The 18,900-nt window shown below is 33.1% G+C and carries 11 protein-coding genes and 2 pseudogenes; 7 read left to right on the top strand and 6 right to left on the bottom strand.

The genetic code is table 11. From position 1 onward, the window contains the following. The first annotated feature begins 34 nt into the window (after positions 1-34). The gene (locus RMAG_RS05440) at positions 35-220 is read left to right on the top strand and encodes a pseudouridine synthase family protein (RefSeq protein ID WP_024792213.1); all 186 of its coding nucleotides are present in this window, start codon (positions 35-37) and stop codon (positions 218-220) included. A 365-nt stretch (positions 221-585) separates the two neighbouring features. Beyond that, entirely contained in the window at positions 586-732 is a 147-nt protein-coding gene (locus RMAG_RS05810) for a hypothetical protein (protein WP_157834502.1), read from the top strand. Positions 733-859: 127 nt separating this feature from the next. Here RMAG_RS05810 and RMAG_RS01910 read toward each other — a convergent pair whose 3' ends face one another. From RMAG_RS01910 to RMAG_RS01900, 3 genes are all read right to left on the bottom strand, one after another. Further along, positions 860-1,735, bottom strand: a complete 876-nt coding sequence (locus RMAG_RS01910; protein WP_011737771.1) for a DUF3530 family protein — start codon at positions 1,733-1,735, stop codon at positions 860-862. Between the two features lie 1,294 nt (positions 1,736-3,029). Beyond that, positions 3,030-3,470, bottom strand: a complete 441-nt coding sequence (gene rnhA / locus RMAG_RS01905) for a ribonuclease HI (RefSeq protein ID WP_011737770.1) — start codon at positions 3,468-3,470, stop codon at positions 3,030-3,032. Further along, entirely contained in the window at positions 3,463-5,238 is a 1,776-nt protein-coding gene (locus tag RMAG_RS01900; protein ID WP_011737769.1) for an N-acetylglutaminylglutamine amidotransferase, read from the bottom strand. Before RMAG_RS01900 ends, rnhA begins: the two co-directional genes overlap by 8 nt. A gap of 54 nt (positions 5,239-5,292) precedes the next feature. Between RMAG_RS01900 and leuC the strand changes: the two genes are divergently transcribed. After that, the gene (leuC, locus tag RMAG_RS01895; protein ID WP_024792211.1) at positions 5,293-6,693 is read left to right on the top strand and encodes a 3-isopropylmalate dehydratase large subunit; all 1,401 of its coding nucleotides are present in this window, start codon (positions 5,293-5,295) and stop codon (positions 6,691-6,693) included. Beyond that, a complete protein-coding gene (leuD, locus tag RMAG_RS01890) occupies positions 6,693-7,307 on the top strand; it encodes a 3-isopropylmalate dehydratase small subunit (protein WP_011737767.1) in 615 nt (204 codons plus the stop codon). Before leuC ends, leuD begins: the two co-directional genes overlap by 1 nt. Before the next feature lie 307 nt (positions 7,308-7,614). On the opposite strand, the pseudogene RMAG_RS05655 reads toward leuD, so the two are convergent. Next, positions 7,615-7,776, bottom strand: a pseudogene (locus tag RMAG_RS05655) (hypothetical protein); the annotation flags it as partial. A 1,944-nt stretch (positions 7,777-9,720) separates the two neighbouring features. Here RMAG_RS05655 and RMAG_RS05535 point away from each other — a divergent pair. Next, positions 9,721-9,904, top strand: a pseudogene (locus RMAG_RS05535) (DUF255 domain-containing protein). A gap of 2,319 nt (positions 9,905-12,223) precedes the next feature. Here RMAG_RS05535 and RMAG_RS01880 read toward each other — a convergent pair. Together RMAG_RS01880 and typA are read right to left on the bottom strand one after the other, a co-directional pair. Next, the gene (locus RMAG_RS01880; protein WP_011737766.1) at positions 12,224-15,277 is read right to left on the bottom strand and encodes an efflux RND transporter permease subunit; all 3,054 of its coding nucleotides are present in this window, start codon (positions 15,275-15,277) and stop codon (positions 12,224-12,226) included. Positions 15,278-15,360: 83 nt separating this feature from the next. After that, the gene (gene typA / locus RMAG_RS01875) at positions 15,361-17,178 is read right to left on the bottom strand and encodes a translational GTPase TypA (protein WP_011737765.1); all 1,818 of its coding nucleotides are present in this window, start codon (positions 17,176-17,178) and stop codon (positions 15,361-15,363) included. 70 nt (positions 17,179-17,248) lie between these two features. On the opposite strand from typA, the gene rlmE reads away from it, so the two are divergent. Together rlmE and RMAG_RS01865 are read left to right on the top strand one after the other, a co-directional pair. Beyond that, positions 17,249-17,872 (top strand): 23S rRNA (uridine(2552)-2'-O)-methyltransferase RlmE, encoded by a 624-nt coding sequence (rlmE, locus tag RMAG_RS01870; RefSeq protein WP_011737764.1) that lies wholly within the window; start codon positions 17,249-17,251, stop codon positions 17,870-17,872. A 55-nt stretch (positions 17,873-17,927) separates the two neighbouring features. Further along, positions 17,928-18,899, top strand: coding sequence for a polyprenyl synthetase family protein (locus tag RMAG_RS01865; protein WP_011737763.1), 972 nt, complete (start codon positions 17,928-17,930; stop codon positions 18,897-18,899). Position 18,900: the final 1 nt, after the last annotated feature.

The raw sequence follows: 18,900 nt of genomic DNA, 5'->3' as shown, positions 1-18,900 counted from the left end.
ACTGATAGACAAAGACTCATAAAGTTCAATTATATTGACTGATGATGATAAATTACAACATAAAATTTCCAATCAAAAATTTGATAAGGAAAAAACCTATATTATGCAAGTTGATGACAATATTACTAATGCTAATATTAATAGCCTGATGCTTGATATTGTATTAAAAGATGCTAAAATTAAATCCTCAAAAGCAAAAATTACCAAACAACTAAGTTGACTGTAAAATCGTATGCAACCCATACGTATACGTAAAAATATCCTCACTTCTTGAATTGAGTTAACCTTCACCGAAGGTAAGAATCATCAAATTAGGCGTATGACAGTCCATATTGATTTTCTAACTTTACGATTAATTAGATCTCAAATTGATAAAAAGCTTATGAAGCTCTTAAAACTAACTTATCAAGCTAATGAGTACAGGAATTGATGAAAAAATCAATTTTATAAATAGATTAAATGATTTCTAAAACTGAACACAAGTCACTTGTTAAGAATCTTAGCTATTTTAGCTTGATTAATCATTATTTAATTAAAATTAGCTATCAGTATGGTAACTTTTAGACGCATAATAGTTTGTAAAAAATGACAAAAGATACCAATTATGGTGTATTAGTAAAAATAGGCAATTATTGGTTTCACGTCCTCTATCAACAACGCTTTTTAAACCCAACACAAACCCAGGCCAATTGGTTAAAAACCACACTGGCAATCAACTTAGAGGCTTTTTAAATATTAAAGCCAGAAAACTTACTAATTTTTTTCAACAAGAATTAGATTATTTAAAATTCTAGACAAACTTCACCTTATTTTAAAATAAAATGAAGTTTGTTTTTTGTAAAACTTTAGGTACAAAAATTTACAGCGTATCAAGCCAGATACCCACTTGATTAGTTAGATTTTTAGCCGCACCTTGTTCTTGATAATAGTGACCTGCATTTTCAATAACTAATTGTGCACTGTGCGTATTGCCAGTAGCCTCCACTAAAACCTTTCTAAACTTTGCAAGACGAATAACACTAGCAAAATCATTTTCAGAAAATACATCTAATACTGGGATGTGCATTTTATCCAATGGAAATGGCTTAACCATTTTTTGCTTATAATCAGTGGCACCCATACCAATACCAACATAAGCTGAAAATTTATCATCACCAAACTTATCAATATAACTCATTGACATATGAGCACCACAACTATGACCTATTAGAATAATATTATCAATACCAAGCTGTTTGTAAAAATTAATCGCTGCTTCTATGCGCTCATGAGCATATGGAAAAATAGAAACGTAATCATAATATTTTGCCTGTTTATCCAATACTGGCATTTGTACTGACAAAGTATCCCAACCTTTTTCTGCAAGTCCAACTCTAAGTGGCTTGATCAAATCACCCCAATTCGCGTGTTGTCCACGATTGTGCAAAATAATCACCCCACCTTTAGATTTATCTAACTCGCTTTGTATATAAATACTAAAAACTTGATTCTTATTTTTTAAGGTTAGGTATTCAACCTCCCCATCTAAAACAGCGTCTTCAATTTGAAGAACCATACGTGCTTCACGAGCATAGTCAGGCTCAATACCTATAAATTTATTGAAATTTCTTCTAAGCTGGTTCGGGTTAAAATCACCAAACATAGGTAATTCTGGTAATTGCAGTATATTGGGAATGAACGCAATACTCACCTGAGAAAATAATACAATCAAAACCAATAAATATTTACTTAACATACATCTTCTCTCCTAATTTTTTCAACACTCCTTGAGCACTAAGAATGATTGTTTTTAGTTGCTTGATTAAACCAATAATACACTTATTTGACCTTATTTTTTCTAACAATAATGAGATAAGGTTAAATTACGCATACTCATCTTCTTGTTTAGTTGTAATTAACTACCAACCATATACCTTGTATATTTTTCTTAACGCTTTTACTTTGATAATAAAACATAGCAAGCTCATTTTGTGCATAAGATAAGACTTGTTTAGCAAATCACTTAAACCAATATGACTTTCCTGAGTAGTATGCAAGATCTAATTAAAAGCATTTACGACCTTGAACGAATAAAATCATAACCAATTTGATGCCAGCGATTAGACGCAATTTGAACCTTAACAAAAGATAGATTTAAGATAAAAAAGGAGTACTATTAACACTCCTTTTTTGAAACAAATGACAATCAATTATTTAGTTGTCAAACTTAACAATCTCCAATCATTCATACCATCACGATAATATTTGATTTTACTTTGCAGATAATCCATTGTTAACAATGTTCTAATTGCTACGGATGATTGAACACACTATGAACCATTAGAGAATAAACACAAAGTTTTAATATTGTTATAGTTTAAATACGCCATTCATGTCTTAAATACCAAAACATTCGGTTAAAATTTCTACCACAGCAATAAGGTCCCTTAGCTAACGCCTTAGAATTTAGTTTGGTAAACGGTACTGTGGAATCGTGTCTTTCTTAATCCAACTTGACGTACACGCATCAATCACCATTAACAATATCACACACAGCGTGAATAACATTTAACTCTGTTACCGTTTCAACGACAGTTAGAGCAAACGAATATATTGGCTGAATGCAAAGCTAACTGATTTGTCATTAACTACTGTTAATATTAAAATACCACTAATATGACGCTAATTACTAATGTTTGAAATTTCATACTTCTCTCCTTTTTTTGAGTTTCTTATTGATAGTCTTCCAAATTGTGATTTGAGAGATAATTCATAACACGTTCATCATCTTTACTATCGCAAGAATCTTTTACAGCATTATGAATAACTTCTCTTTATGCTTTCGTAGCCATAAACATTTAATGGTTTAACCCTATCTTTTACATCAGAAAAAGCGTTAAAACTTAAAAAATCTGAACAATATAACTAATTTCCTCACACTTAATTTTTTATTTAAATAATCAGGAATTGTCGTTATATTATAACTATTTTTGATTGCAAGCTTCTTTGAGGTTATTTAAATATTTTAATTATTAATTGAACATTTTAACTCAAGTACTGATTTTATCCATGGCTAAATTAGCCAATGCATCCGCCATATCATTACCCTTATCACCACTATGGCCCTTGACCCAATGCCAGGTAACATTATGCTGATTATTAAGCACATCTAAGCGCTGCCATAAGTCTATATTTTTAACTGGTTTTTTATTGGCAGTTTTCCAACCTTTGGCTTTCCAGTTTTTAATCCATTCGCTAATACCTGTTATCACATATTTAGAATCGGTAAATAAATCAATGGCAATGTCGTTAGATTTAATTACCTCTAGTGCTTTAATGGTTGCAGTCAACTCCATTTGATTGTTAGTGGTATCTTGTTGCACACCTTGAAGTTTTTTATCATAATCGCCGTATTTAAGCCATACACCCCAGCCACCAATACCAGGATTACCACGACAGCCACCATCTGTATAAATGATTATTTTATTCATCAATATTTATTTGCAGCCAATATTCCAATAATGCTAAATGCCATAAACGTGAACCATTAAGTGCAGTCATATAATTTTGCGGTTTATTAATTATTTTAGCAATAAATGTCTGATTAAACACACCACGATTAATACATTTGCTTGAAGTTAATATGCCTGACATAAAGTCTAAAAATTCACCACGCACATATTTGAGTGCTGGCATTGGGAAATAACCTTTTTTACGGTCAATTACACTATCAGGCAACAACAAACCTCTAGCAATTTGTTTAAGGAGATGTTTGCCTTTATTAAGCATTTTTAAACTCGGTGATACGCTCAAAGCATGTTCTATTAACTTATAATCCATAAATGGAACGCGCGCCTCTAAACCCCAAGCCATGGTCATGTTATCTACTCTTTTCACAGGATCATCTACCACTAAACGAGTAATATCAGTGCGAAATACTTTATCCATAAATGTATCTGCACTTGCCTTAGCAAATTCGTAATGAAGCCAAGTTTCGGTATGATTGTTACTGTGATATTGCTGATTAACCGTTTGCAAATACTCTTCGTATGATCTGTCCACATAATGCTTGGTAAAACGTTCAATCTCAGAGCCTGTCTGTGCTTGCATGCGCTCATACCAAAAATAACCTGCAAAAGCCTCGTCTGCACCTTGGCCAGAAAGCACCACTTTAATATGCTTAGATACTTGTTCAGATAATAAATAAAATGCCACTGCATCTTGAGCTACCATTGGCTCGCTCATATTTGAAACTGCTTCACCAAGGCGTGGTAACACTTGTGAATTACTAATGACATATTTTTCATGTCGGGTTTTAAACTGGGCAACAATTTGGTCAGAATATTCAAATTCAGACCCGACCTCATCATCAATATTTTCAAAACCAATTGAAAATGTACGCACATTTTCATGTCCTGCCTCTCTAAGTAATGCTACTAAGAGTGATGAATCTAGACCGCCAGAAAGCAACACGCCAATTGGTACATCTGCAGCATTCATGCGTTTTAAAACACTGTCTGTTAAAAGTTCATGCGTGCGCTGAATAAACTGCTCATCCGTTAATGTCTCCTTTGGGCGTATGGCCTTTGGCTTCCAATAAGTTCTTTCAACAACTTTACCCTTAGCGCTAATGGTTAACGTGGTTGCTGGTTTAATTTTATTCACACCATTAATAATCGTATTAGGTGCTGGCACAACACCATGCAATGAAAGTTGCTGCTGTAGAGCGATAGGATTAATGCTTTTATCTATACCTTGTGTTATCAACGCCTGCATGTTAGAAGCAAAGCTAAATGCTTGATTTGTTAAATTAAAATAAAGCGGTTTAATCCCCATTCGGTCACGAGCAATAAATAATTGATTTTGAATCTTATCCCAAATACAAAAAGCAAACATCCCATCTAAATGCGTGACACAACTCTCACCCCAATAATGATAAGCTTTGATAATCACTTCAGTATCAGAATGCGAGAAAAATTGATAACCTTGCTTGGTTAAATCTTGACGTAAAGCTTGATAATTATAAATCGTACCGTTAAAAATCAAAATCAAACCAAGATTTTTATCAATCATTGGCTGATGAGCATGATTAGATAAATCAATAATAGCAAGCCTTTGATGCCCAAAACCAATATTATCATCAACCCAAAGACCACTAGAATCAGGGCCACGACGAGCAATTTTTTGCATCATTACCTTAAGTTCATCGCCACTCACCACTTGGCTGTCAAATCTTAACTGCCCACAAAGTCCGCACATAAAGTTTAATGAAAATGTAAAATGAGTTATTTTATCAAGTATTGCGTATCAATAATGACTCAAACACTTTATGATAAACTGATGAATGCGCACGTCATACGTAGAGATAATTCAACGGAACTTATTTATATTGACAGGCAACTCATTCATGAAGTAACCTCGCCTCAAGCATTTGAAGGCTTGGCGATAGCAGGCAGAAAACCTTGGAGTACAAGTGCCAACCTGGCAGTGCCTGATCATAACGTACCAACAACCAATCGTTCATCAGGTATTAATGGTATTAGCGACCCTATTTCAAAATTGCAAATTGAAACCTTAGACAAAAATTGCAAAACTTTTGGTATTAATGAAATACCCATGAATGACATTCGCCAAGGCATTGTACATGTGGTTGGCCCTGAACAGGGCTTTACCCTACCAGGCATGAGCATTGTCTGTGGTGATTCACACACCTCAACTCATGGTGCACTTGGTGCATTAGCATTTGGCATTGGTACCAGTGAAGTTGAACATGTTTTAGCCACAGGTTGTTTGTGGCAATCTAAATCTAAAAACTTTAATATTGAAGTCAGTGGTAAACTCAACAAACATGTCAGCGCAAAAGACATTGCGCTTTACATTATTGGCAAAATTGGCACCGCTGGTGGCACAGGCCATGCGATTGAATTTAGCGGTGACACCATTCAAAGCTTATCTATTGAAGGTCGTATGACCTTATGCAATATGGCAATTGAAGCAGGTGCACGTGTAGGTATGGTTGCTGTTGATGATAAAACCATTGACTATGTCAAAGGTCGTATACTAGCACCTTCAGGTGCTAAATGGAGCAAAGCAGTAGAATATTGGCACACACTACATTCTGACAAAAACGCACATTTTGAAAAAATCGCACATTTTAATGCAAAAGATATTAAGCCCCAAGTAACTTGGGGCACATCTCCAGAAATGGTAATAACAATTGATGGGTATATACCCAACCCTGCTAACGCCAAAAATCATACCGAAAAGGTTAGTTGGGAAAATGCACTTAATTACATGCAACTCACTGCTGATATAAAAATATCAGACATTAAAATTGACAAAGTCTTTATTGGCTCATGCACCAACTCACGAATTGAAGACTTGCGTATTGTAGCTAGTGTTTTAAAAGATAAAAAAATTGCCAACAATATTAAACTTGCCTTGGTTGTGCCTGGCTCAGGATTAATTAAAAAACAAGCCGAAAAAGAAGGATTAGATAAGATTTTTATAAATAGTGGTTTTGAATGGCGTGAAGCAGGCTGCTCAATGTGTCTAGCCATGAATGCCGATAAGCTAAAAGTAGGCGAGAGATGCATAAGCACCTCAAATCGTAACTTTGAAGGTCGTCAAGGTCAAGGCTCATTTACCCACTTAGTTAGCCCAGCTATTGCGGCTGCAAGTGCTATTACTGGTCATTTTTCAGAGGTTAAATAATGCAAAAATTTACTACATTTACTTCAATAGCTATACCACTTGAACGTGCCAATATTGATACTGATGCGATTATTCCAAAACAGTTTTTAAAATCTATTAAACGTTCTGGTTTTGGTGTTAATTTATTTGATGAGTGGCGTTATTTAGACCATGGTGAAGTTGGCATGGATAACTCTAAACGTCCACTTAATATGGATTTTGTGTTGAATCAGGCAAAATATCAAGGTGCTAAAATACTACTGGTACGAGAAAATTTTGGTTGTGGCTCAAGCCGTGAGCATGCACCTTGGGCATTAGAGGATTATGGTTTTAAAGCAATTATTGCCCCTAGTTTTGCAGATATTTTTTATAACAATTGTTTTAAAAACGGTATTCTACCTATTGTGCAAGATAATAACATTATGGATGAATTTTTTACTTTAAGTGGTGAAATTATGATTAATCTTGATGCCCAAAGTATCCATACGAATAGTAAAACTTATTTTTTTGAAATAGACATAGAACGAAAAAGACGCTTAATCAATGGTCTTGATGATATTGGTTTAACCTTACAATACACAGATGATATTAAAGCTTTTGAGAAAGACTATTTTAATAAATACAACTGGTTATGATTGATAAATTCACAGGTATTTTTTAAAAAAAATGTGCCAAATTCTATGCCAAATGTCCAGTTTTTATGCAATAGGTAACGAAAAATAATTCTCGTTAACACTCACTTATCAATTAAAGAAGATGTACACACCTGGCTTTATCTCCAAAGATGAAAAACCTTATTTAGATAGCTAATTAGAGTAAATGATTTTGTTCCTAAAGTAACGTTAGCTATTTTGTCTCACAAATAAATGTCGATGTTGCCTGTTATCAATGACAAAACACTTTCCACTGAAGATATTATCCATTTAGCATTTAAAAAAATCATTAATTGTCATCAGTTACACCAACCGCTTTCCTAAACCAATCTAATCTATTCTTGTATATTCGTTCAATACCAGTAACATTAACGCTATTATGCATAACCAAACCCACAGATAACAAATAAAACATTTTATTTGCCACGTTGTTATTGATATGAACACCACAAAAGTCATTATAATCCGTTGGCGTAGTACATTAGTCACATCTATTAAAACCTAATTATCGATTTTGTGAGTATTTGGATAATAAACCTTTTCTTCTGCCATTGGCTAATAAACAGAATCATCTTTGGTTATTTCATAATCAAAATAATCTTGATGTGATACTTATCTTCTGAGTTATTCATTGATCTCTAAGGTTTATCTACGAAACAAATAAGCCAATTATCTGTTCTCGTAAAACGCTCTATAGTAATAAAACCCAAAGCAATCTAAAAGGCTTCATTTAATACACCTGATTCACTCAAATATATTAAATTAAAGTCCTGATAGTAATGGCATATCCTCACTCATGAACAACAACATTAACAATTGAAAATAAGCTTTTATCATATCCTTTATCAGATGTGTAATAACAAATACTATTACCAAAATAAAGAGCATTAAATTGAGAAAACTTGAGCTAGTGTTTGATGTTTTAAAACGAGGATATAGATAATCAATAAGAGAGCCTTGATTATCATAAACCACAATAGAATTTGCATGTGCATCAACTCCTAATTACTCTAACCTCTCAGCCAACTCGACACTATGTCTAGTAAGTTTAAGTTCTCTTGCTCCAATAGATTTTAAGGTTTGTTTACGTTTGTAGTAAGTCCATTGTCACAACGACTAATATTATTCAAATAGAAACGACTATCTATTTTAGTTTACTGCTAAATGTTCATATATTTTGCCATCTTTTTTTACTGTTTGTTTATTTTAAAATCACCTAACACTCGTGAACTGATAATAAAATAATTAAGATAATAACACCGCTCTTCTAACAATTTGATTGTCAATGTTATCGCCACTATCATTACTTTATGTAATGAATCTTATAAAGCTTTCATCATCTTCAACAACCTTGTGTATGCTATTTTCTACTCACAGATAGCTGACAACAAGACGCCTAAAAATAGGCACTACTTGTCTGTATTTTAATTTTAAAACCTCTGTATCAGCAGTAGATAGAATATGAATTACAGATTCGTTTGCAGACAATTTTTTACCTTATGTATTTTCAAATTGTTCTTTTACATCAATGACATTATCTAGACTGTCATCAACATCCAATATTTGGGAAATTTTAACGGCATAATCTGTACGTATAACAATATCTATGGGATACAAAATACATTTTACTTTCGTTTCTCCTAGTAATATACGACCTAGATAAAATTTAATATGTTCATCTTATTGATATTTGTAAGCATCATTCCATCTATAACTCCTTAAAAAGTATTAACATAACTTCGCACTATCTCTAAAATAACCAATTTTAGCATCGCCAATACTACAAGGACGAGACAAGAAAAATAACACAGTTTTATACATTCAATGTCTAATTGTTTGGATAATAATTGAGATAGATTACTGTCGCTAATTATAAAAATAGTCTTCAAACCTAATTACAAGTTAACTCGTCAAACTACATAAAGAGAAGCATGTTGAATAATAATTACTTTGTTTAATAAAATTTAAAAATCAAGCAAGTCTTAGACAACAAAATCAAATACTTAAATGAATCTTACCTTGATTAAGACTTGTGTCAATTTTATATTTAAATTCGATTGATAATTTTTGATTATTAAAATGAACAATAACCTGCATATTACCAATTGATGCAAAAAATTGACATCAAAGTATGTTTAGAATATTTATATCTTTGATTTTTATATCCATACTAACAACATGGGCACACCTTATGAATGAGTTAGAATAACTTATCGTGATAAGGGTAAAGATTACATACCTAGAACACAACATCTCAATCAGAAAAGTCATGCTAAATTTGTTGATCATATCATTCTAGCTTTATTCATTGTAACATATTCATAATCCTGTTAATTAGTATAAGTTTTCAGATGAAGCTTTTGACAAAGCAAAGCGTAAAAATAAACCTGTTTTTATTTCTATTGGCTACGCTATTTCATTGGTGCCACATAATGAAAAAGGAAAGTTTTGATGATATTGAAATAGCAACATTTTTAATCAAATATTTTGTTACTATTAAAGCGGATCATGAGATTCATTCTGATATTGATAACACCTACATGAATGTATCACAACTGTTAAATCGCTCTTATGGTTAGCCGCTCAATGCGATTCTACTCCCTAATAGTAAAACATTTTTTACAGAGGCTTATTTTCCTAAAAAATAATTGTTAAACATCTTGATACAAGTACAAAATTTATGGAAGAATGAAGCAAGTGAGTTAAACAAATAAGAAATTAAAATTAATCAAAAGCTCAATCAACCAAAAACAACATCCCACCAAATTGTTGATAATAGCATTGTTGTCAAATCTATTAAAACCATATTGGAGAACTTTAATGAACTTGAATGGGTATTTGAATAAGCGCTAAAATTTCCACACGAATCTATATTGCTATTGCTAAATAAAATCCTAGTGCGAATAAATTAAACACTAGATATGATGGTAAGTGGCGGTTTATATGTTGTTGATAGTGGTTTTCATCGGCATTCAACAGATAACATTTGATTTGTAACACACTTTGAAAAAATGTTATACAATCAAGCACAACTTTAACTAGTTTATGCTTACGCCTATGTACTAACAAGAAATACTTTATACAAACACATTTCCAAGTAAACCTTAAATTACATATTGACAGAAATGCAAGATACCAATGGTGGATTTTTCTCTACCATTAATGCTGATTCTTAAGGTGAAGAAAGCGTATTTTTTTATCTGATCAATTGATAAACTAAACACTATTTTTAATCAACAAAAGTTAACGTAATTTAAACAATACCGATTTTGAATCGGGCCATGTTATTCGCTTTAAAAATATCAATAATGTCAATTCAAAAGACGATAAAGCAATCGATACCTTATTAAATAAGCTATATTAAATTAGAAACAAAAAGTGACCTATTACGGGTAACAAGATATTACTGTCATCGAATGCGCTAATGATTCGTAGTTTATTTGAGGCAAATCAATAAAAATAACTAGCTTTACAGAGTGTCAATTAACTTTGAACCTCTATTCTATTATAAAGACTACGCTTATTTATTTGTGTTTGACCAAACCAATGATAAAAAATGGCTTTGATAGAATAGTTTTAATGCAAGCAATAACAAAAAATATTTAACATAAACCAAAAATAAAGTTTTGATGGTGCAATTCTTTTTACCAACGTAATAACTTATAGGGTATTGATAAAGCTAAACAAATTAACCAAAATACAAGGCTTCATTTTTAGGTATTAATAACCAATTAAATGAAGAATTGAGCTCTATTTAAGCGATTTATAATAGACATCGTGTACATTCTTGCTTTCATAATAGTCAGTTTGATCAACCTTGGACACTATAACCACTTTGGCACATTAATTCTAACAAACCTCTACAAAAATACTTTAATTGCTACTAAAATTTTCAACACTGACACTAACTATTGAACGATAAACCATATCACTTATCCGCAAGGTGAACTGTTTGATTTAGGCTTCTAAAAAGAAAAAATTTCTATTTACAATAATAAAATATAAACTAAAGTCACTCGCAAACTTTACAAGTTTGTAGCGATAAAATATGTCTAGCACTCGAAACTCACCGTCTAACAATATTCCACTATTATTAGCACAACCATTCAAATAGTAAGCTAAGCAAACCCTAACTTTTTCATATTGCTTTATCTATTTCCACTTCGTAAAACGTATTAATCGAATTCTCTACTACCATTAACCATAATATTTGTCGATTTTTCTCTTTTCAACGAAAATAACTTTTTTAGCTTAAAAAATCATTTTTCGATTTTAGCAAACTAACTTTTAAATTATCACAATTTTTACTTCTATTATCATCGGTAATTACATTGGCAAACCAAAACAACACTGAAACACAAAAGAACATTATAAATAAACACTTTAATGTGATAAATTTTCTATTCATTCTTACTATTTTTTTATATCATTGTTATTATGTTTTATTCTTGCTGATTAATAATAAATTGTTCTTTTGCTATTCTAAGAAACTCTTTGTTGCTGAAATCACGCTGCAGATATTTTTGTTCAATACGGTAAATTTTAACGACTCATAGACATACGTATTAGCGGTTTAGCATTAAGTTATATTTTTTATTATAATCGTAAAAGTCTTTGCCGTTTTTCAAAGTAGTTGATGAAACTGCATCCATCACAACAAAGCCTACTACCATATATGGATTTAGTTAAACTAAATCCATATAACACAAACGTCTATTGTTAAAAATTATTAATCAAATAAGATTAATTAGTTTAAAAGCTAAACAAATGTCATAATCTTTTATTAGTAAATACGAAAATGAGAAGTAGGTACTAGGAACCCGTTAAGGTTTATGAGGTATGTAACGCCCCTTGTGTTGATTAAGTAAGTAAAACACTACTTGAAAACAACTTATTGGCTAAATCTTAAAGCCCGCTCCAAAATTTTTTACCCAGCTGATTAAATCATGATTAATTAAATACAAACAAGGTAATAGAATAAGTGTTATTAATGTGCCGAACAACAAGCCATAGCCAAGTGAAAGCACCATGGGTTGTAAAATAAAGTCAGTACCACCAATACCATAAGCAAGTGGCATTACACCTGCTAAAGTCGTTAATGTTGTTAACACAACAGCGCGTAATCGGTCTTTTGCACCTTGAACAACCCACTCGTAAACACTCATAGTAGATGCAAACTTTGCTTTTAAATAATTCAAATGGGCGACCATCACTAAAGAATCGTTCACAATAACCCCCACTAATGCTAGTGTACCTAATATTGCAAAAAAGCTAAGCGTCTCTCCATGAAAAAAAAAGGCCCAAATAACACCAATAATAGAAAAAGGCACAATGATTAAGATCAGTATTGGTTGTGAATAAGAATTAAATAACAAGATTAGTAATAAAAATATGACAAAAATTGCCATGATAAATGCCTTTTTAAAGTTATCCATTGCTTTTTTTGTATCTTTATCGCCACCCTCACTAGTCACTCTAATTGTAGGATACTTGTTAGCTAAATCTAGGCGCTTGAGTGCTTGACTAACAACCATACTAGAAGTAGTTATCTCATCATCAACACTACCGCTAAGTACGGCTGAGCGCTGCCCATTAAAATGATTAAAATTTGGCTCACCCTTAATTTTTTGCAACGAAATAAATTGTTTAAGCAATATAGGGTGGCCTTGGCGGTTATTAACTTTTAATAATGCTAGAAAGTCCTCTGATTGTTTATCACTACCCAGATAAATTCTAAAATCAACGTCATCATCACCATAACGTACGTTAGTGACATTAATACCTGTAAAAGCTGCTTTTAAATAATCATTAATCGTTGAAAAATCAACATCGAATCTGGCCATTTTTTCAAAATCAATTACCACCTCGATACGTGTTTTACCCGGTTCATCATCTCGCTCAATGTTATCTATACCATCAATATTTAATAATATTTTTTCTAAAGAATCAGCAGCATTCTGACGCTGAATATTATCACTACCTACCAAATTAATCTCTACATCTTCACCTTGTGGAGGACCTGGCCTACCTATTGAAAACTTTAATTTTTGTGCAGCTTTTATGTTCTTAACACGTGCTTTTAACTGTACAAGTAAAGCTTTAGGCGTTTGCACTCTTATGCTAAATGGTACTAGTTTAATAGTAAACTTAGCCACATGAGTAAAATAATGGCCAACATTATTGGTTAATGAGTCTAAATCCTCACCCACAACTTCTATAATCATTTTCTCTACTTGTTTGGAAATAGATTCTGTACGTTCTAACGAGGTACCAACAGACATTTGCAATCTTGCGCTAATACTATCTGCTCCAACTGAAGGGAATTGTACGTACTTCATTTGAGTTTTAGCAAAATACAAAGTACCTATCAGAACAAGACTAAAAATAACAACAACACCATAACGCCATTTCAATACTTTTGTTAAAAAACCTTCAAACCAATCTTCAATACACGCAAACCATATCTTGCCTTTAGTTTTTTCATCACTACTAGCAAGATGCGCTGGCAATGCTAAACTAATTTCTAAAAAAGAAAGGGTTAAAGCAAAAATAACCACTAAAGGAATGACATAGATAAATTTACCCATTGTACCACCCATTAAAAACATCGAAGAAAAAGCTAAAATCGTGGTCAAAATTGTCGTTATTACAGGTGCAATGACACGCTTAAACCCACGCACAGTAGATTGATATCTATCTTTTCCTAATTGTTTATAATGATGTATACTCTCTGCCATCACAATACTATCATCCACCACAATACCAAGCACTAGAATCATCGCAGCTAGTGAAATAAGATTAATGGTTTCGCCCGTTGCACCTAATAAAGTCACTGTGCCCAAAAGAGATATTGGCAAGCTAATTGATACCCAAAAAGCTGTTTTAAGTGACAAAAATAAAGCCAATATAATCAACACTAAAAATAAACCAATTAAGCCATTATTGATCACGATATTAAGCCGATTACGAACATGTTTAGACTCATCTGATGAATAAAAAACTTGCAGATTAGTTGGATATTTAACCCTTAAATTCAACACTTTTTCTTTAATCAAATCAACCGTGGTAATTATATCGGCATTCTCTTGTTTACGAATTTTCAGAATAAAGCCTTTAGTGCCATTCACACGAGTAATAGAAGTTTCTTCCTTGTTTCCATCAACAATGCTTGCAACATCCTTTAGGCGAATAATAGGTCCATCAAATGTTGATTTGATAATCACATTCCCCACAGCTTGAATTTCATCAAACTTAGCCAAAACAACAATAGTTTTTTCATTAATGTAATCATGATTACTACCAACAGCGTAGCGTTTATTGCGCTTTTTAATCGCTTCAATTATTTGAGGCAAAGACAGCTTATGTTGATACAGACTATCAGGATTAACCTTAATTTGAATTTCACGGTCAAGATAACCCTCTTTAACAACTTTTGATACACCTTCAACCAGTGCTAAAGAATTAGCCATATCATCAGTAATATCTCTCAACGCTTGATAAGATAATTCACCACTACTAATGTTTATTTTTAAGATACTTTTTAGTGAATTTTTCCGATCAATTACCCAAGGTAAATCATTCACTTCTTCTGGTAATGACTTAATACGACTAACTGCATTCCTAATCTCTTGCTTTAACGATTCAATATCACTAATATCTTGAGAAAGTGTGACGATAATGCTAGATTTTCCCTCTTTAGAAGTTGAGTTGAATTTATCAATCCCTGAAATACTTCTCAGTTCGTCTTCAATTGGATTGGTAACATTCTGCTCAACATCTTCAGGAGAGGCACCAGGATAGATGGTTACAATGCTCATTTCTTCAAAATCTACCGCTGGAAATTTATCTCTTTGAATGCCACTTAATGTCAAAAGACCAAGAGCAATAATGAAAACCGTAAAGACCAGTGCTAACTTTTTCTGCTTAACGAAAAAATTAAGAATGTTGTCCATAAACGTTTAATCAAAAAAATATAACAGGAGTATACCATTAGCACTAATGCTGGTTCTGATAACAAAAAAGCAAAAGCTACCTTTTATTTAGATTTTCTACGCGCCCTTTTACGTTCATTCTCTGTTAATAAACGTTTACGAATACGGATGTTATGGGGCGTTATTTCTACCAATTCATCATCATCAATAAATTCTAACGCTTGTTCTAAATCAAGCTTAATAGCAGGTATTAGTGATATGGCTTCGTCAGTACCTGATGCACGTACATTGGTCAATTGCTTACCCTTCATAACATTAATCACTAAATCTTTATCACGTGTATGAATGCCAACTACCATACCTTCGTAAATATCGGTATTGTGTTCTACAAAAAATTTACCACTTTTTTGTAAGTTAAAAATAGCATAAGCAACTGCTTGTCCTTGATTCATAGAAATCAAAGAACCATTAGAACGCTGACCAATTTTCCCTTGCTTTTGAGGTTTATAAGCATCAAAGGTTGAATTCATCAGACCTGTGCCTGTCGTTGCTGTTAAAAATTCTGTTCTAAAACCAATCAAGCCACGTGCAGGAATATTAAAATACAGCTTTATTCTACCATTACCATCTGGAATCATATTAGTTAGCTCAGCCTTACGTTCACCCAACTTTTCCATCACAGTGCCTTGATGTTGGGCTTCTACATCAACACTTAAATCCTCAAATGGCTCACAAATCACATCATCAATTTCTCTTAAAATAACCTGTGGACGACCCACTGCCAACTCAAAACTCTCTCTACGCATGGTTTCAATTAAAATTGACAAGTGTAATTCGCCACGACCTGAAACAATAAATTCAGATGGATCAGTTGTACTTTCAACTCGAAGTGCAACGTTGTAAATGAGCTCTTTTTCTAGTCGGTCACAGATATTTCGTGAAGTGATAAACTTACCATCTTGCCCAGCAAATGGAGAATCATTCACACGAAATGCCATAGAAATGGTTGGTTCGTCTACACTCAAAGGTGGTAACGCCTCAATAGCCTCAGGATCACAAATTGTATCTGAAATTGAAATACCTTCGATTCCAGTAATGGCAATAATATTGCCTGCTTGTGCACTATCTGTATCAATCCTCTCTAAACCAAGAAAACCTTGAAGGTTTGCAATTTTAGCTTTGTGTTCATTACCTTGTGTATCAACCACTACAACTTGCATGTTTTTCTTGATTGTGCCACGCGTAATACGACCAATAGCAATTGTCCCAATAAATGAGGAATAATCAAGTGCAGTAACTTGCATTTGTAAAAACGCATTAATATCAACTTCTGGTGCTTTAACGTGTTTTATAATGGTTTCAAACATAGGTGTCATATCACCTAAACGTACGTCATCTTCTAACGAGGCGTAGCCATTAATACTTGAAGCATAAATAATTGGAAAATCTAATTGCTCGTCAGTTGCACCTAGTTGATCAAATAAATCAAACACCTGGTCAATTACCCAATCAGGGCGTGCTGCATCTTTATCAATTTTATTAATAACCACAATCGGATTTAGGCCTTGGTCAAAGGATTTTTTCGTCACAAAGCGTGTTTGTGGCATTGGGCCTTCTTGTGCATCTACAAGCAAAAGTACACTATCAACCATAGACAATACACGCTCTACTTCACCGCCAAAATCAGAATGGCCCGGTGTATCTACAATATTAATATGGTAATCATGCCATTTAATCGCAGTATTTTTACTAGAAATGGTAATACCACGTTCCTTTTCAAGATCGTTTGAATCCATCATTCGATCCGTTGATTCAAAACGTTCATCAAACGTTTGAGATTGCTCAAGTAATTTATCAACCAAAGTTGTCTTACCGTGGTCAACGTGTGCAATAATGGCAATGTTTCTTAATTTAGTATTCATGCAGGGATAAGTCAATGCAAAAAAATATCATTATCCCGTAAAATACTCTCCAATATTAGGAATTATTGATATGGTAAAAAAAGGCAGTTCAGGACGTTGGATGAGCGAACATATAAACGATGAGTTTGTAAAAAAGGCACAAAAATCAGGCTATCGCTCTCGTTCCGTTTACAAACTTATAGAAGTGATAAATAAAGATAAATTTATCAAATTAGGAGATAAAGTGCTTGACCTTGGTGCCGCCCCTGGTGGCTGGAGTCAAGTGGCAATAAAAATTGTGGGCAAATCTGGTCAAGTTATTGCTAGCGATATATTGGACATAAAGCCCATTGATGGAGTTGATTTTTTACGTGGCGATTTCACTAAAGATAGTGTTTATGAAACACTTCTAGATATCACTATGAGTAAAAAAGTTGATGTTGTTTTAAGCGATATGGCACCTAATATGAGCGGTCAATCTTCAATTGATATTCCTAAATCCATGTACTTGTGTGAACTGGCACTAGATATGGCAATTAAAACCTTAACACCTTTAGGCTATTTTTTTGTCAAAGTTTTTCAAGGAAATGGGTTTAACGAGTTTGTTAAATTGTGTAGATCTTCTTTTTCTTTTGTTACTATCCGCAAACCAAAAGCCTCAAAATTAAGATCTAAAGAGGTGTACTTGCTTACAAGTAAGTTAAAGCTAACTTGAGTACAAGCATTGGTTTTTTTAATAACCCATACTACGTACGTGTAAAATAACCACCATGAAAAGTTTAAGCGATATTCAATCCCTCTTAAAATTAGATTTACAAAAAACAGACGAAATACTCATTAATCGTTTAAGTTCAAATGTTGCTTTGATTAATCAAATGGGTCATTATATTATTCACGCTGGCGGTAAACGCTTACGTCCACTGCTGTTATTGCTTTGTGCACGTGCAACTGAATATCAAGGTACACACCACTACCTTATGGCAGTAGTGATAGAGTTAATTCACACTGCCACTTTACTGCATGATGATATTGTTGATGAGTCTATAACGCGCCGAGGGAAAGACACAGTTAATGAAGTTTGGGGTAATGCACCTAGTGTTCTAGTGGGTGATTTTTTATATTCTCGCGCTTTTGAAATGATGATTGAACCTAATTCAATGTACATTATACGTATTCTTTCTAAAACAACCAATAGCATTGCTGAAGGTGAAGTATTACAATTATTAAATTGCAAAAATACTGAGTTAACTGAGACTGAATATTACGCAGTGATTGAGCGAAAAACGGCGTGTTTATTTCAAGCAGCCACTCAAATTGGTGGGCTACTATCAGGTGTTGATAAAGCCCAAGAATCTGCATTAAAAGACTACGGCTTACATCTTGGTAATGCTTTCCAGATTATTGACGATGTGCTTGATTATGAGTCAAATGTAAAAACAATGGGCAAGGAAGTAGGTGATGATTTAAGTGAGGGGAAAACCACGCTACCTATGATTTATGCACTTGCCCATACTTCCGGTGATAATAGACAACTTCTAGAAGATGCTATTAACCAAGCAGATAATTCCAAAATAGTACAAGTGATTAAAATTCTGCAATCTATAAAAGCCTTTGACTATACTCGCAATCAAGCACACAAATCAGCCCAACTTGCCAAGCAATCACTCAAGCTAATACCTGACTCAGATTATAAAGACGCATTGATTTTATTGTGCGATCTTTCCTTACAGCGCCAATCATAAA

Source organism: Candidatus Ruthia magnifica str. Cm (Calyptogena magnifica) (assembly GCF_000015105.1).
GTDB lineage: Bacteria > Pseudomonadota > Gammaproteobacteria > PS1 > Pseudothioglobaceae > Ruthia > Ruthia magnifica.
Note: the sequence above shows the minus strand (reverse complement) of the source record. Positions and strands in the feature narration are given on the sequence as shown.

Bases quoted from the DNA above. Each gene is read 5' to 3' on its own strand.
- leuC (WP_024792211.1), top strand. From the start codon at position 5,293: ATGACTCAAACACTTTATGATAAACTGATGAATGCGCACGTCATACGT.
- rnhA (WP_011737770.1), bottom strand. From the start codon at position 3,470: ATGAATAAAATAATCATTTATACAGATGGTGGCTGTCGTGGTAATCCT.
- RMAG_RS01865 (WP_011737763.1), top strand. From the start codon at position 17,928: ATGAAAAGTTTAAGCGATATTCAATCCCTCTTAAAATTAGATTTACAA.
- RMAG_RS01900 (WP_011737769.1), bottom strand. From the start codon at position 5,238: ATGTGCGGACTTTGTGGGCAGTTAAGATTTGACAGCCAAGTGGTGAGT.
- leuD (WP_011737767.1), top strand. From the start codon at position 6,693: ATGCAAAAATTTACTACATTTACTTCAATAGCTATACCACTTGAACGT.
- RMAG_RS01910 (WP_011737771.1), bottom strand. From the start codon at position 1,735: ATGTTAAGTAAATATTTATTGGTTTTGATTGTATTATTTTCTCAGGTG.
- RMAG_RS05810 (WP_157834502.1), top strand. From the start codon at position 586: ATGACAAAAGATACCAATTATGGTGTATTAGTAAAAATAGGCAATTAT.
- rlmE (WP_011737764.1), top strand. From the start codon at position 17,249: ATGGTAAAAAAAGGCAGTTCAGGACGTTGGATGAGCGAACATATAAAC.
- typA (WP_011737765.1), bottom strand. From the start codon at position 17,178: ATGAATACTAAATTAAGAAACATTGCCATTATTGCACACGTTGACCAC.
- RMAG_RS01880 (WP_011737766.1), bottom strand. From the start codon at position 15,277: ATGGACAACATTCTTAATTTTTTCGTTAAGCAGAAAAAGTTAGCACTG.